Source organism: Nocardia sp. CA-135398 (assembly GCF_050955845.1).
GTDB lineage: Bacteria > Actinomycetota > Actinomycetes > Mycobacteriales > Mycobacteriaceae > Nocardia.
Genome location: NZ_CP192084.1, coordinates 5,251,086 through 5,265,872, shown reverse-complemented (window position 1 = coordinate 5,265,872; position 14,787 = coordinate 5,251,086). Strand labels below are relative to the sequence as shown.

Below are 14,787 nucleotides of genomic sequence, written 5' to 3'. Positions count from 1 at the left end.
GCAAGGATGGAAGTGGAAAGGAGCACGATATGCCACCCCACCTGATCGACGGCGAACCGCACGATCACGCGCACGACCGCCCCAAGCGCGAGCGCACACCTGGCGAGGCGCTGCGCATCGGTATCGGCGGACCGGTCGGCTCGGGCAAGACCGCCCTGGTGGCCGCCCTGTGTCGACAGCTGCGTGACGAACTTTCGCTCGCGGTGCTGACCAACGACATCTACACCACCGAGGACGCCGACTTCTTGCGCCGCCACGCGGTGCTGCCGGATGAGCGGATCACCGCCGTGCAAACCGGTGGCTGCCCGCATACCGCCATTCGCGACGACATCACCGCGAACCTCGACGCCATCGATGATCTGATCGCGGCCAACCCGCCGCTGGATCTGATCCTGGTCGAATCCGGCGGCGACAATCTCACCGCCACGTTCTCTTCGGGACTCATCGACGTACAGATCTTCGTCATCGACGTCGCGGGCGGTGACAAGGTGCCGCGCAAGGGCGGTCCCGGCGTGACTTTCTCGGATCTACTGGTGATCAACAAGACCGATCTGGCCCCGCTGGTCGGCGCGGACCTCGCCGTCATGGCACGCGATGCCGCCAAGGTGCGCGAAGGCCGTCGCACGGCGATGATCTCGCTGACCGAGGATCCGGCCGCCACCGCGGTGCTCGCCTGGGTGCGCGAACAGCTGCGGGCAATCGCCGAACAGGATAAATCCGGCACCGAATCCGCTGTTGCGCACTGAGGTTCGCATTGTCGCGGCCGTCGGCACGCTGCCCGAGATCCACGCGAGCGGCGGCCTGGCGGCCCGGCGCACCGGTCCGGACACCGTCCATCTGATCGGCACCGCGGCCACGCCGCTCGGTGGCGATGAACTCGATATCGAGATCGTTGTCGGCGCGGGCGCGCGTCTCGTGCTGCGCTCGGTCGCGGCCACCATCGCGCTACCGAGCACCCGGACGCCATTGTCGTTGGCGCACTGGCATTTCGACGTCGCGGGCGAGCTGGATTTCGATCCGGAGCCGATGATCGTGGCGGGCGGAGCGCATCACCACGCGATCACCGAGGTGCGCTTGACACCCGACGCTCGGCTACGGTTGCGCGAACGCATACAGATCGGGCGCACCGGCGAGCACAGCGGCGGTTGGCGCGGTGAGCTGACCGCCGATATCGGCGACCTGCCGCTGCTGCGGCATCGACTCGAACTCGGCTCGGGCGGTGCCACCGATGACAATCTCGCTGCGCCAAGGGCATTGGACAGCGAACTCGTCTATCCGGACGACCGGCCGGCGGAAACCGACGGCCTGGCCGCGGCCCGCCTCCCGCTCGCTCTGGGCGGGACCCTGTGCACCCGATCGGGACCGCTTCTGGTCAGCACGCGCTAGCTCCGGATTCGCCCCGGAATGTGTCATCTATCACAGCCGGGTGTTTGCCCGGGCCGACCCGGTGTGGCGATGCACCTGGCGGGGGAATGAAAAGAGGTGGGAACCCGACAACGTCGTCAGGTTCCCACCCCGGTTCGGCGCTCGATCAGTCGCCGATGACCCGCGAGGGCGCGTTGAACGCATTGACCGCGCCGACGGCCGCACCGGCCGCCGCCCCGATGGCGGCCGCGGGGACCGTGATCACGGCCGCACCAACCGCCGCCCCGAGTGCCGGACCCGCGACAAGCCCGATAGGCACGAGCGGTAGTCCGATGACCAGTCCCAGCGCACCGCCGACCAGCGCGGAGCTTGCCGTGATCGGGACCGCTGCCCCCGCCCCCGCCATCGCACCCATCGCGGCGGTGCCGATGGTCTGTCCGGCGATCCGGTCCGAGCGGCTGCGCTCCATGCCGATCGAATCGAGGAATGTCGCCAGGCTGGCCTCGGCCATCGCCGAGTTGTCGTTGATCTGGATCGCCTGCTCCTGGTTGATCCAATCGGGTGCGTCGACGGTGACGTCACCGAAGCGGAACTTGCCGGGTGGCGGGGCGATCGGCGGCACCGGTGCCACGGGGCCGGGCGGGTGCAGCACACCGACGGGCGCGAGGTACTTCTTGTCCGGCGCAGGACGCGACCATTGCAACGAGCTCTTGGTGTTGTCCGGGATGTTCAGACCCTCGTACGGCATCGCGTTCGGGACGTCGGCCGCGGGCCACTGCGGCTTCTGCTCCTGCGTGACCGTATTCGACTGTGCGGGCTCGGCATTCGCGGTGCCGGTTCCCACCAGCGCCAGAACGATCGGTACTGCACCCGCCGCGACCATCGTCCCCATCTTCTGCCGCTGCGGGTTAGGAGCTCTGTGCTTGCCTGTCCCCATACATCGCCTTTCATCCGGAGAAATGTCATCCCACATTCGGATTCGAGGCGCGCTCGGATGGGTGAAAATTTATCAGGCGGCGATGTTGCCAACGATTAGCCGACTGGGCGGCTAGCCCACCTTGCGGTCGGCGGCCTTCTCGGCGCGCGCGGCCTTCCCGTTCTCCGCGGGCGGCGCACCGAGCGCGGCCGCGAGTTCGTCGGCCTCCTCCTGATCGGCCTGCACCGCCTCCACCGCGAGCCGGGCGAAGACCCACTGCTCGGTGGCCGCCATCTGGCCGCGGGTGCGGCCGAGGAAGGTCACGAACCACTGAATGACGGTGATGATCCGGCTGCGATATCCGACGAGGTAGTACAGATGCAGCGCGAGCCAGGCCAGCCAGGCGATGAATCCGCCGAACTCCAGCTTGCCGACCTGGCAGACGGCGCTGAACCGTGACACCGTCGCCATACTGCCCTTGTTGAAGTACTTGAACGGCTTACGGTCCTGCGGCGCTTGGCCTTTCAGCCCGGCCTTGATCTGCTTGGCCGCGTAGGTCGCACCCTGGATCGCGCCCTGCGCCTGACCGGGCACATTCGGCACCGACATCAGGTCGCCGACCACGAAGACGTTCGGGTGGCCCTTGATGGTCAGATCGGGCTCGACGATCACCCGCCCGGCGCGGTCGGTTTCGGTGCCGTCGGAGCGTTCGGCGAGCATCTTGCCCAGCGGGCTGGCCTGCACACCGGCCGACCACACCTTGCACGAGGATTCGATGCGGCGCACCGTGCCGTCGGCATCCTTGACCGTGACACCGTGTGCGTCGACATTGGTGACCATGGCGTTGAGCTGGATCTCCACGCCCATCTTCTCCAGCCGCCGCTTGGCCTTACCGCCCAGCTTCGGACCCATCGGGCCGAGTACCGCACCCGCGCCCTCGACCAGGATCACCCTGGCATCGCGCGGATCGATGTTGTGGAAGGTGCCCTCCAGGGTGCGATCGGCCAGTTCGGCGATCTGACCGGCCAATTCGACACCGGTGGGTCCGGCGCCGATCACCACGAAGGTGAGCAGCCGGTCCCGCACTTCCTGGGTCGTGGCCAGTTCGGCCCCTTCGAATGAGCCGAGGATGCGCGCGCGTAGCTCCAGCGCGTCGTCGATGGTCTTCATGCCGGGGGCGTAGGTGGCGAACTGGTCGTTACCGAAGTAGGACTGCTGCGCACCGGTCGCCACGATCAGGCTGTCGAAAGAGGTGACGGTGTTCTGGTTGAGCAGCTGCGAGGTGACCGTGTTGTGCTCGAGGTCGATATCGATGACATCGCCGAGCAGCACTTGGGCGTTCTTCTGCTTGCGCAGGACGAGTCGGGTCGCGGGGGCGATCTCGCCGACCGACAGGATGCCGGTGGCGACCTGGTAGAGCAGCGGCTGGAACAGGTGGGTCGAGGTCTTGGAGATCAAGGTGACGTCTACGTCGGCATGCTTGAGGTGCTTGGTACCGAACAAGCCGCCGAATCCGGAGCCGATCACCACCACCCGGTGGCGATGGTTCTCCTCGACAGACTGAGTGCTCATCGTCGGTGCTCCTCAAACCTGGGGTGCGGCCCCTCGAACGCTGTTGACCCGACTTACGGTAGTCGGCGCTGTCCTGGCCGTCACGGCGAGATCCCGGTTGCTGATGTGCCGATTCTTTTCGAGCGAACGAATGTGAAAAAGAGAATACGATAGATCCTGTCGTTCAGGGAGGTTTCTCCTGGTCGGCGGGGGTCGACCGGCGGCAAGTGGCGAGCCGGGCTGCGCGGGCGCAAGGTTCTCGAGCAATACTTCACCGACATGCTGCCGCGCAAGCGCCGGACCGAGTCGGCGGACTTCTTCTCCGGCCTGTGTCATGCCCGCACCGAGGACGGCGCCGAATTCAGTGACGCGCACGCGACACCGAAATCCTCGGGCACTACATTCCGGCGGGCACGCCGGTCGACTGCGCGTATACGGTCGATCATTTCCTGCCGGAGCTGTGGACCCGGCCGGAGCTATTCGATCCGGAACGCTTCGGCGAAGCCCGGCGCAGGACAAATCGCATCGACTCGCGTGGATGCCCTTCGGCGCGGGTGCGCACAAGTGCATCGGGATGCACTTCGGGACACTCGAGGTGAAGACGATAATTGCCGCGCTGGTGCGCGATTACGAGTGGGAAATCCCGGGGGATTATCGAATGCCGTGGGGATTCACGACAATTCCGTTCCCCCGGGACGGTGCGCCCGTATCGTTGCGCCGCAGCGATCGCTTGCGGGTCGCTCGATAAGGATCCGCTCAGCGGCCGCTGAAAAGCAGTTCGGCCACCTTGGTGTCGGTCGCGGCGCCTTCGGTGTAGCCGCCGTCGCCGCCGAGCGAGCTCATGATGGCGAGGGTGTAGCGTTCGCCGGGCCCGGCGAAACCGACCGAGTTCACCACCCAGCCGCCCTGCTCCTCGGACCAGCCGTTCTTGAGCCCGGGCCGCATGGCGGCGCCCGCGCCCCACACGCCCCAGTGCTGGTTGCTGTCGACCGCGCGCATCCGGTCGAACAGGTAGTTCCGGTCGTCGGGGTGCATATTGTTGAAGATCGAGTCCATCAGCCGATCCAGATCGGCGGGGGTGCACTTCTGGAACGACCAGTCCGGGAACATCGCGGTATTCGTCGGCTGCGGAACCAGATTCACCATGCCGCTGGCGCGGAAGGCGTTGTTATAGGCCATCCGATCGAGGCCCGCGTACTTGTTCCAGAGGATGTCGGCGGCCTGGTCATTGGAGGTGGCGAGCATCGATTCCATCAGCCCGCGGTCCTCCGGACTCAGACCGATCACACCCGCTCGCGCGCGGTTGAGCAGGTCGGCGGCGATCGCCAGCTTGATGGTGGAGGCGGTCCAGACCGAGTTCTCCGCATTCTCGTTCGCGTACACCCCACCGCTGACTCGATCGCGGACCACATAGCCGGTCACGCCGGGCCGATTCTTCAAATACGCGTCGACAGCGGCGATTCGGCTGCTCATATCGCAATCGAAACCGGCCATGCAGCCCTGCGTATGGGCCGGAGGGGCGGCGTATGCCGACGGAATCAGCGCGGTGGTAGTGGGGACCAGGATCGCCGCAGCGGCGAGGACAGAGACGGAGGCGTGACGCACGAGGCAACACGATCGCACATCGGCGGGCCGGACGCACGTCTTGAGCTCTGCGCGACGCTGTGGTAGAGGCGTTGCGCACTTGTACCGCAGCGCTTTTCGGCCTAGCGGAATGCGGCGTGCAATTCCTCGACGGTTCGACCGTTGAGGCGGTAGCAGTGGGCGAAGGCCTCGGCATGCTGATCGCGCGGCCAGGAGTGTAGAACGACGGTGCGACCGTAGGAGCGCGAGTTGACCAGCTCCCATCTGTCACCGACCCGGCGGACCGTGAATCCGCCTCTCGGCATCAGGGGAATCACCATCGCCATCATGAACGCGAACCAGCCTTTCGTGCAGCTATCCCGTTCCTCCCCGGTTGAGCACTGTTGCACATCGACGGCCGCGATCCGACGTGACACGACGAAGTAAATCGTTCGCGTGTGGCTTATTTCACTCCCGCGCGAATGGGGCCGGGAGGTTGCGTGCTGGTCGCTGGGCGTATAAACGTGCGGAAGCGCCGAGCCGTGCGGATAGCCGACTTGACGCGCAGTGCGGACATACCGGACCAACCGACGAGAGGGCGCAGATGCCGCTGCACATCCATCGTGCCGAGCGCGCCGATGCGTTGGCGGAGGCGTTGGCCGCACTGCTTGCCGAACCGTTGCCGGATGCCTTCGCGACCGAGGTGGTCGCGGTGCCCGCGAAGGGTGTCGAGCGGTGGTTGACGCAGCGGCTGTCGACGGTGCTCGGCGTGTCGGGGCGCTCGGACGGTGTCGCCGCGAATATCGAATTCCCGTCTCCCGGTGCGTTGGTCGCCGAAGTATCGGCAGCGGCGAGTGGGGTGCGGCCCGAGGCGGATCCCTGGGCGTCGGAGCGGGTCGTGTGGACGTTGCTGCGGGTGATCGACGCGTCGCTCGGCGAGCCGTGGAGTGCGGTGCTCGCGCGGCATCTCGGGGTCGGCGAGCCCGCCGGGCATCGGGTCGGTCGCCGGTATGCGACTGCCGCGCATCTGGCGGCGCTGTTCGACAGCTATGCGGCGCAGCGCCCCGAGCTCATCGAGGAGTGGGCGGCGGGTTCGGATACCGACGGCGCCGGGCGCGCGGTGCCGGACGATCTGCTCTGGCAACCGGAATTGTGGCGGCGGTTGCGGGCCGAGGTCGGGGCGCCGAGTCCGGCCGAGCGGTTGGACGCGGCCTGTGCTCGATTGCGGGATGAGCCGGATCTGGTGGATCTGCCTGCGCGTTTGTCATTGTTCGGGGTGACGCGATTGCCGAGCGATCAACTCGCGGTGTTATCGGCGCTGGCGCAGCGGCGGGAGGTACATCTGTGGCTCGCGCATCCGAGTCCGGCGATGTGGACGAAGTTGAGTGGGCTGCCTGCCGTGGTGGCGCGGGCTGATGATGTCAGTGCGACGGCAGTGCGGCATCCGTTGCTCGCGGGGCTCGGCAGGGATGTGCGGGAGCTCCAGCAGCGGTTGGTCGATGCCGTGGACCACCATCATGCCGCCATCTGGTCGAATGACGCTGGCGGGCAGGGGGATTCGGCTGCGACACTGTTGACCGCGCTGCAGTCCGGTATCCGGGATGATGTGTGGCCGCCCGATCCCGCGCGCTTCGATGACCGGACCGTTCAGGTGCATTCGTGTCATGGACCGGCACGACAGGTCGAAGTGCTGCGCGAATGTCTGCTCGGCTTGTTCGCGGCCGATCACACGCTGGAACCGCGGGATGTGTTGATCATGTGTCCCGAGGTGGAGGCGTATGCGCCGCTGGTGCGTGCGGCCTTCGGTCAGAAGATGGTGGGATCGGTCGAGTCGGTGGGGGATTCGGCGCATCCGGCGCATCTGCTGCGGGTGCGGCTCGCCGATCGGGGGCGCGCGGTGACCAACCCGATGCTCGCGGTGATCGCGGTATTGCTCGAACTCGCCGATGGTCGGGTGACCGTAACCCAGGTGCTGGATCTGGCGGCGTCCGAAACCGTCCGTCGCCGTTGCGGTTTCGATGACGACGATATCGAGCGGTTGCGCGAATGGGCGGCCGAATCCGGCGCGCGCTGGGGTATCGGGCAACGCCAGCGGCAGGCATTCGGGCTGGCCGACTTCGCGCAGAACACGCTCAATAGCGCGGTGGACCGCATCCTGCTCGGTGTCACCGCGGACGAATCTTCCGAGGACTGGCTGGATCTCGCCCTGCCGCTGGACGATGTGGACAGCAATGATGTAGATCTGGCGGGCCGGTTCGCGGAATTCATCGACCGCCTCGCGGTTTGCCTGCGTGACCTGCGTGGACCGCGTCCGGCGCAGGAGTGGGCGGCAGTGCTGGGTCGCTGCCTCGAACTGCTCACCGATGTGCCCGACAGTCAGGCCTGGGTGCGCACCGAGGCCCGCCGTGAGCTGGCCGCCGCCACCGAACATGCCGGTGATGTGCCCTTGCGGCTGGCGGATGTCGGTGTGCTGCTGTCGAGTCGGCTCGCGGCACAACCGACCAGGGCGAATTTTCGGACCGGCGAACTGACCGTGTGCACGATGGTGCCGATGCGTTCGGTGCCGCATCGTGTGGTGGTGTTGCTCGGCCTCGACGACGAGGTCTTCCCGCGAACCAGCGGCGTGGACGGTGACGATGTGCTCGCACGCAATCCGCTGCTCGGCGAACGGGATGCGCGCAGTGAGGATCGCCAGCTGCTGTTGGATGCGGTGCTCGCGGCGACGGAGCAATTGCTGATCTTCCACACCGGAGCCGACCCGGTGACCGGCGCGCACCGCCCACCCGCCATCCCGGTCGCCGAACTGCTCGATGCACTGCGCGCACACGTCGGCGCGGCGGGTATGGACACGGTGGTGACCCGACATCCGTTGCAGGGCTTCGACCGTCGCAATTTCGCGGCCGAGCGCCCGTTCAGCTTCGATACCGTCGCATTCGCCGGAGCGCAGGCCGCCGGACAACCCGCACAGCCACGCCCCGCGTTCCTGCCCGAACCGCTGCCCGCCCTCGAACCCGCGGATGTCGCACTGGCCGACCTGATTTCGTTCGTCGAACACCCGGTGCGCGCCTTCCTGTGGCAGCGCCTCGGACTGCGCGTCCCCGAACACGAAGACGACATTGCCGACCGGCTGCCCATCGAACTCGACGGCCTCGCGAAATGGGAGCTGGGCGAACGACTGCTGTCCGCGCGGCTCACCGGTGCGGACCCATCGACGCTGCGCGCGGCGGAGTGGCGGCGCGGGACATTGCCACCGTTCGGCTTCGGCGGTGCGGTGCTCGACGAGGTCGAATCGACGGTGGACAAGCTGGTGCGCGCTGCGCTGCCGGAGTACGAGGGCGCACCGCGTGCGGTCGATATCGCGGTGGACCTCGGTCATGGCCGTCGGCTCACCGGCACGGTGCCCGAGGTGCGCGGCGAATCCCTGGTTCGCACCACGTTCTCTCGGCTGGCACCGAAACACCGCATCGCCGCTTGGGTTTCGCTGCTTGCCCTGGCGGTCACCGAGGATCGCTCCTGGCGTGCGGTCACTATCGGACGCGGCCAATTCGGCCGTCCCGCATGGCGTTCCGAGCTCATGGCACCGGAATCGCCTGCCGCACTGGCGATGCTGCGTGAGCTGGTACGGCTGCGTGATGCCGGTCTGACGGAACCGCTGCCGATCGCCCCCGCCGCTACCGCCGTTTACGCCGAACGTCGCTTCCGCGGCTCGAACGCCGACGAAGCGGTGAGCGCCGCGGAACGCGAATTCAATGGCGGGCCCAACGGTCCCGGGCCGTTCGGTGACCACACCGACCGTCATCTCCGCTACATCTGGGGGCCTGCGCCTCGCCTGGAACACCTCATGGCCGCCCCGGCGCCCGCGGGCGAGCCCGGGGAAACGACCCGCTTCGGGTCCCTGGCTCGTCGCATGTGGGCACCGCTGTTGGCCGCCGAGAATCAGGGCCAGCCGTGAGCGGCGCGGATTCGTCGAGTGCGATAACCAGCGCGGCGCGCCTCCCGCATCCAGGCGAGGGTCGGGTGGACGGTGGAGGTATCGGTCGGCGAGGGAAGATCTTGCTGATGCGCAGTGCGAGCACCGGATCGGCCAGGCACGGAGAGGGGCGGGGATGACCATCGAGGACACCACATTCGCCGCGCCCTCGGTGGACGCCGACCGATTCGATCCCAACGGGCCGCTGCCGACCGGAACCACCGTGCTCGAGGCGAGTGCGGGCACCGGTAAGACGCATGCGATCGTCGGGCTGGCGGTGCGGTATGTCGCCGAAATCGGGATCGATATTTCGCAGCTGTTGCTGGTGACGTTCAGTCGGGCCGCCACACAGGAACTGCGGGAACGGACGCGGGACCGGTTCGTCGCCGTGGCGGCGGCATTGGCCGATCCGGAGACGGCTCGGGCCCACGCCGACGAGCTGATTCGGCTGATGGCGCAGGCGGATTCGGCCGAAGTGCTGCGGCGGCGTCGGCGATTGCTCACCGCGCTTTCGGATTTCGATGCCGGAACCATCGCGACGACGCACAGTTTCTGCCAGCGAATGCTCGATGAACTCGGTTTGGCCGGCGAACATGATCCCGGGTCGCGGTTGGTCGAGACGATCGATGATCTGATCGGCACGGTCGCCGATGACCTGTACCTGAACCGGTATGCCCGTGCGGAGCCGCCGTTTTCGCTGAAGGAGGCGCATACGCTCGCACTGGCGGCGGTGCAGGATCGGCACGCGGTATTGGTGCCGAAGGGGGAGGGACCGGCGGGGGAGCGGGTCGCCTTCGCCGCCGCGGTGCGCGCGGAAACCGAGCGCCGCAAACGCCTTGCCGGACTGCGTGATTTCGATGATCTGCTGGTGCTGCTGCACGATGTGCTCGCCGATCCGGAGCACGGGCCGCGGGCCTGCCGCCGCATCCGGGACCGGTACCGGGTCGCCCTGGTCGACGAATTCCAGGACACCGATCCACTGCAGTGGGACATCTTGCGGCTGGCTTTTCACGGTCATTCGACCTTGGTGCTCGTCGGGGATCCGAAGCAGGCGATCTATGCCTTCCGCGGCGCGGAGGTGCTCAGCTATCTCGATGCCGTCGCGCACGCCGATACCCGCAAGGAGCTCACCGATAACTGGCGCAGCGATGCGGGTCTGCTCGCGGCGCTGGATCATCTGCAGGGCGGTGCGGCACTGGGGCACAAGGAGATCACGGTCTATCCGGTCAGCGCGACACGCGGCTGGTCGCGATTGTCCGGCCCGCAGGACCTGACGACGCCGCTGCGGATGCGGTGTCTGCCGCGCACCGGAGCCGGGCCGTTGAACAAATCGGGATTCCCGGCGGTCGGGCGGATGCGGTCGAAGGTCGCCGAGGATCTCGCGGCGGATATCGTGCGGCTGCTCGAATCCGGTGTGCTCTTCGAGGCGAAGACCGGACCGCGGCCGATCGGGCCCGGTGATATCGCGGTACTGGTGCGGACTCGATCCCAAATCGATGTGGTGCGAACCGCTTTGGATCGGGTCGGGGTCGCCTCGGTACTCGCCGGTGGCACCAGCGTCTTCGCCACCAGCAGTGCGACGGATTGGCTCTGGCTGCTGCGCGCGCTCGAACAGCCGCACCGCTCCGATCGCGTCCGTCTTGCCGCCTGCACCCCACTGCTCGGCGTGACCGCGATCGAAATCGATAGTGGCGGTGCGGATCTGGTCGGTCGCATTTCCGCCCAGCTGCGGGAAGCGGCCCGGCTGTTCGCCCGCGCTGGTTTCGCCGCGGTCTTCGAAAAGATCTCCGCCGAAGCGAATCTGGCCCAGCGGCTGCTCTCGGTCGAGAACGGTGAACGCGAACTGACCGATCTGCGGCATATCGCGCAGCTGCTGGATCAGGTCGCGCTGACCGAAGGGCTCGGCCTCACCGCGCTGACCCGCTGGCTCGCCGACCGGGTGCGCGACCCCGCCTCCGGATCGGTCGCCGACCGCAGCCGTCGCCTCGATCGCGATGCCGCGGCCGTACAGATCGCCACCGTGCATGCCAGCAAGGGACTCGAATTCCCCATCGTCTACTTGCCTTTCGCGTGGGACAACGCGAAGAATCCGTATCCGCAGACGCTGCTGTTCCACACCGACGACGGCGCTCGGGTACTCGATGTCGGCGGTCAGGACGCGTCCGGTTACGGCGAGCGCAAGCTGCGCAGTGAAACCGAGGAGGCGGGCGAGGAACTGCGCCTGCTGTACGTCGCACTCACCCGCGCGATGTGTCAGATCGTCGCCTGGTGGGCACCGGCGATCACCACCGCCAACGCGCCGCTGCATCGGATGGTGCTCGGCCGCCCGGACGGCGGGGATCTGGTGCCGAGCAAGGCGGCGGTACCGGCGGATGCCGTTGCGGTGTCGATGCTTTCGGCCTGGGCGGCCGGTGCGCCGGAGGCCATTGCGGTGGAAGGCGTCGAGCACACCGATACCGTCGAGATCCGCCGCGTGCGCACCGAACTCCCGACCGGTGCCATCGCCGCGGCGCACTTCACACGCACCATGGACCTGCAGTGGCGGCGCACCTCCTATTCGGCACTGACGGCAGGTGCGCACGATGCCGCGATACCCGAGGCCGAACCCGAGGACGACCGCGGCCCGTCCGATGAACCGGGTACGCCGCTTCTCGCCGAATCCGAACCCGCAGTCTGCGATGCGGCCCCGTCCCTGATGAACGCGCTGCCCTACGGCGCCGAATTCGGCACCCTGGTGCACGGCGTACTCGAGCGAATCGATACCGACGCAACCGATCTGGCCACCGAGGTACACACTCGCTGCCGCGCCGCCACCGAAGAACTGATGGCCGAGGCCGATCCGGTGGTACTCGGCTCCGCCCTGCTCGCCGTGCTGCACACGCCACTCGGATTCGGTTGTCTCGCCGACATTTCCACCCGCGACCGGCTCAACGAACTCGACTTCGAGCTCCCGCTCGCCGGTGGTGACATCCCCGGTGCGCATACGGTCACGCTGCGCCGAATCGCCGATCTGCTGCGCACCCATCTTCCGGCCGACGATTCTTTGTCCAGCTATGCGGACCAACTCGCGTCCCTGGACGACACGCCGCTGCGCGGCTACCTCACCGGAAGTATCGATGCGGTACTGCGCATTACCGAAAATCCGGGCGCGCAGCCGCGATTCGTCATCGTCGACTACAAGACCAATCGCCTCGGCACCGGCGATCTCACCGTCGACCACTACACCCACGAGCGCATGGCCGCCGAAATGTTGCGCTCGCACTACCCGCTGCAGGCCCTGCTCTACGCGGTCGCCCTGCACCGCTACCTGCGCTGGCGGCTGCCCGGCTACGATCCGGCGCGTCACCTCGGCGGTGCCCGCTACCTGTTCGTTCGCGGCATGATCGGTCCCGAAACTCCTTCGGGCTGTGGTGTTTTCGACTGGAATCCACCGGCCGCGCTCATCGTCGCACTTTCGGAGCTGCTGGCGGGGGAGGCGGCCCGATGACGTCGATTCAGTTGGCGCAACGGGGAACCGGGCTGCTGCGCATATTCAACGAGGCCGGTGTGCTCTCCGCCGCCGACGTGCATGTCGCTCTTCGATTGGGCCGGATGGGCCGCGAATCCTCGGAAGAGGTGTTGTTCGCGGCGGCCCTCGCGGTGCGGGCGGTGCGCTCCGGTTCGGTCTGCCTGGAACTGCACCGCATGCGCGAAATCGGCATCGATGCCGACGAAACCTGGGATGCGGGTGCGGGTATCGATCCTGCGACGTTGCCGTGGCCGGATATCGATGCAGTGGTCGCCGCGCTGCGGGTGAGCCCGTTGGTGTGCGGAGGACCGGCTGGTCCGTTGCAGCCGTTGCGTCTGGTCGACGCGCAGGCCACGGGACCGTTGCTCTATCTGGATCGCTACTACCAGCAGGAGCAGACGATCCGCCGGGTGCTCACCGAGCGCTCCGGACACCATCCGAAGGTGGATCCGGTCATCGTGCGCCGTGAACTCGACCGGCTCTTCGACGCCCAGGTGGGTGCGGCCCCCGACCGCCAGCGGATCGCCGCCGCACTCGCCGCGACGCACTGGACCACGGTGGTGGCGGGCGGGCCGGGTACCGGCAAGACCCACACCATCGCCCGCATCCTGGCCCTGCTCGACGCCCACCAGCAGGCGCATCCGAAGCTGCCCGCACTGCGCATCGCCATGGCCGCGCCCACCGGAAAGGCGGCCGCACGACTGCAGGAAGCCGTGCGCGAACAGGCCGAATCGCTCGCCCTGCCGGAGCTCACCGCCGCCACGCTGCACCGCCTGCTCGGCTGGCAGCGCGGCCGGGCGACCCGGTTCCGGTATCACGAATTCAACCGGCTGCCCTATGACGTGATCGTGGTCGACGAAACCTCCATGGTGTCGCTGACCATGATGAGCAGCCTGCTGGCCGCGTTGCGGCCGGATACCCGCCTGGTGCTCGTCGGCGATCCGGATCAGCTCGCCTCGGTGGATGCCGGTGCGGTGCTCGCCGACCTCGTTGCCGGACCCGTTGTCGGCGAACCGAATCCGGTTCTCGAACAGGTGCTCGGTGCGGAATCGGTTGCGGCCGACGGTAATCCGGACGCGCTGACCGATCTCGAACGGATGCGACTGCGCGGCGGCATCGTCCGCCTGACCCGTGGCCGCCGCTTCGGCGGCAAGATCGCCGAACTCGCCGTGGCGGTCCGCGCGGGTGACGCCGACACCGCACTCGCATTACTGCGGGCGGGCGGTGCAGAACTCTCGCTCTGCACGCCGGAGGACACCGCACCTGTTCGCACCGACGTCGTGCGTGCCGCCCGTGAGGTCACCACGGCCGCCCTCGATGGCGATGCCGCGGCCGCACTGACCGCCCTCGAATCCCATCGCCTGCTGTGTGCGCACCGCCAAGGTCCCTTCGGCGTCGAACGCTGGGACCGCATGGCCGGTGAATGGGCCGCGGCCGGTGGCGCGGGGACGGATTCGCATCAGGCGCCGTGGTATCCGGGCCAGCCGCTGCTGGTCACCGCCAATGACCACGAGGCGCGCATCTACAACGGCGATACCGGCGTGATCGTGCGGATGCCCGATGGTTCACTGCGCGCGGCCCTGCAGCGCGGCAGTGAGCCCTATCTGGTGCACCCGACCCAATTTCCGGCCGTGGTCACCGTTTTCGCCATGACCATCCACCGCAGCCAGGGCAGCCAGTACGACACCGTCTCGGTCGTCCTGCCCGAACCCGAATCCACCCTGCTCACCAGGGAACTGCTGTACACGGCCATCACCCGCGCCCGTCGCCATGTGCGCATCATCGGCACCGCCGACTCGATCCGCGCCGCCATCGACAGGCGTGTGCTGCGTGCCAGCGGGTTGTCGCGCACCCCGGAGTCGCCGTGAGCCGGATCCCGGAATCTCACGTTTTCCGCGCCCCCGACGTCTACAT

At 67.6% G+C, this 14,787-nt stretch carries 11 protein-coding genes; 7 read left to right on the top strand and 4 right to left on the bottom strand.

Translation table 11 applies throughout. The annotated features are described in order from the left end of the window. Positions 1-29: 29 nt before the first annotated feature. Positions 30-746, top strand: coding sequence for an urease accessory protein UreG (ureG, locus tag ACQP1T_RS22815; RefSeq protein ID WP_433755065.1), 717 nt, complete (start codon positions 30-32; stop codon positions 744-746). Further along, positions 736-1,386: an urease accessory protein UreD gene (locus ACQP1T_RS22810; protein ID WP_433755064.1), complete on the top strand. Its 651-nt coding sequence runs from the start codon at positions 736-738 to the stop codon at positions 1,384-1,386. The genes ureG and ACQP1T_RS22810 overlap by 11 nt, the downstream gene beginning before the upstream one ends. A gap of 145 nt (positions 1,387-1,531) precedes the next feature. On the opposite strand, the gene ACQP1T_RS22805 is transcribed toward ACQP1T_RS22810, so the two are convergent. Both ACQP1T_RS22805 and ACQP1T_RS22800 read right to left on the bottom strand, forming a co-directional pair. Beyond that, positions 1,532-2,248, bottom strand: a complete 717-nt coding sequence (locus ACQP1T_RS22805; RefSeq protein ID WP_433755063.1) for a hypothetical protein — start codon at positions 2,246-2,248, stop codon at positions 1,532-1,534. 165 nt (positions 2,249-2,413) lie between these two features. Further along, positions 2,414-3,853, bottom strand: coding sequence for an NAD(P)/FAD-dependent oxidoreductase (locus ACQP1T_RS22800; protein ID WP_433755062.1), 1,440 nt, complete (start codon positions 3,851-3,853; stop codon positions 2,414-2,416). Positions 3,854-4,218: 365 nt separating this feature from the next. Here ACQP1T_RS22800 and ACQP1T_RS22795 point away from each other — a divergent pair, with 365 nt between their 5' ends. Beyond that, positions 4,219-4,431 carry a hypothetical protein gene (locus ACQP1T_RS22795; protein ID WP_433762321.1) on the top strand — a complete coding sequence of 71 codons (213 nt, stop codon included), beginning with the start codon at positions 4,219-4,221 and terminating at the stop codon, positions 4,429-4,431. After that, complete coding sequence (locus ACQP1T_RS22790) at positions 4,371-4,580, top strand: cytochrome P450 (protein ID WP_433755061.1); 210 nt, start codon at positions 4,371-4,373, stop codon at positions 4,578-4,580. The genes ACQP1T_RS22795 and ACQP1T_RS22790 overlap by 61 nt, the downstream gene beginning before the upstream one ends. Before the next feature lie 8 nt (positions 4,581-4,588). Here ACQP1T_RS22790 and ACQP1T_RS22785 read toward each other — a convergent pair whose 3' ends face one another. Both ACQP1T_RS22785 and ACQP1T_RS22780 read right to left on the bottom strand, forming a co-directional pair. Continuing rightward, positions 4,589-5,305, bottom strand: coding sequence for a tat pathway signal sequence (locus ACQP1T_RS22785; protein ID WP_433755059.1), 717 nt, complete (start codon positions 5,303-5,305; stop codon positions 4,589-4,591). 233 nt (positions 5,306-5,538) lie between these two features. After that, positions 5,539-5,736: a hypothetical protein gene (locus tag ACQP1T_RS22780; RefSeq protein ID WP_245567223.1), complete on the bottom strand. Its 198-nt coding sequence runs from the start codon at positions 5,734-5,736 to the stop codon at positions 5,539-5,541. A gap of 263 nt (positions 5,737-5,999) precedes the next feature. Between ACQP1T_RS22780 and recC the strand changes: the two genes are divergently transcribed. The 3 genes from recC to recD all read left to right on the top strand — a co-directional run bounded on the left by recC (position 6,000) and on the right by recD (position 14,741). Beyond that, positions 6,000-9,347, top strand: a complete 3,348-nt coding sequence (gene recC / locus ACQP1T_RS22775; RefSeq protein ID WP_433755058.1) for an exodeoxyribonuclease V subunit gamma — start codon at positions 6,000-6,002, stop codon at positions 9,345-9,347. 154 nt (positions 9,348-9,501) lie between these two features. After that, positions 9,502-12,852 carry a UvrD-helicase domain-containing protein gene (locus ACQP1T_RS22770; RefSeq protein WP_433755057.1) on the top strand — a complete coding sequence of 1,117 codons (3,351 nt, stop codon included), beginning with the start codon at positions 9,502-9,504 and terminating at the stop codon, positions 12,850-12,852. Then, positions 12,849-14,741 carry an exodeoxyribonuclease V subunit alpha gene (recD, locus tag ACQP1T_RS22765; RefSeq protein ID WP_433755056.1) on the top strand — a complete coding sequence of 631 codons (1,893 nt, stop codon included), beginning with the start codon at positions 12,849-12,851 and terminating at the stop codon, positions 14,739-14,741. Before ACQP1T_RS22770 ends, recD begins: the two co-directional genes overlap by 4 nt. Positions 14,742-14,787: the final 46 nt, after the last annotated feature.

Excerpts from the sequence above, each read along its gene's own strand:
- ureG (WP_433755065.1), top strand. The coding sequence starts at position 30 with ATGCCACCCCACCTGATCGACGGCGAACCGCACGATCACGCGCACGAC.
- ACQP1T_RS22805 (WP_433755063.1), bottom strand. The coding sequence starts at position 2,248 with ATGGTCGCGGCGGGTGCAGTACCGATCGTTCTGGCGCTGGTGGGAACC.
- ACQP1T_RS22800 (WP_433755062.1), bottom strand. The coding sequence starts at position 3,853 with ATGAGCACTCAGTCTGTCGAGGAGAACCATCGCCACCGGGTGGTGGTG.
- ACQP1T_RS22790 (WP_433755061.1), top strand. The coding sequence starts at position 4,371 with ATGCCCTTCGGCGCGGGTGCGCACAAGTGCATCGGGATGCACTTCGGG.
- ACQP1T_RS22785 (WP_433755059.1), bottom strand. The coding sequence starts at position 5,305 with ATGAGCAGCCGAATCGCCGCTGTCGACGCGTATTTGAAGAATCGGCCC.
- ACQP1T_RS22780 (WP_245567223.1), bottom strand. The coding sequence starts at position 5,736 with ATGGTGATTCCCCTGATGCCGAGAGGCGGATTCACGGTCCGCCGGGTC.
- recC (WP_433755058.1), top strand. The coding sequence starts at position 6,000 with ATGCCGCTGCACATCCATCGTGCCGAGCGCGCCGATGCGTTGGCGGAG.
- ACQP1T_RS22770 (WP_433755057.1), top strand. The coding sequence starts at position 9,502 with ATGACCATCGAGGACACCACATTCGCCGCGCCCTCGGTGGACGCCGAC.
- recD (WP_433755056.1), top strand. The coding sequence starts at position 12,849 with ATGACGTCGATTCAGTTGGCGCAACGGGGAACCGGGCTGCTGCGCATA.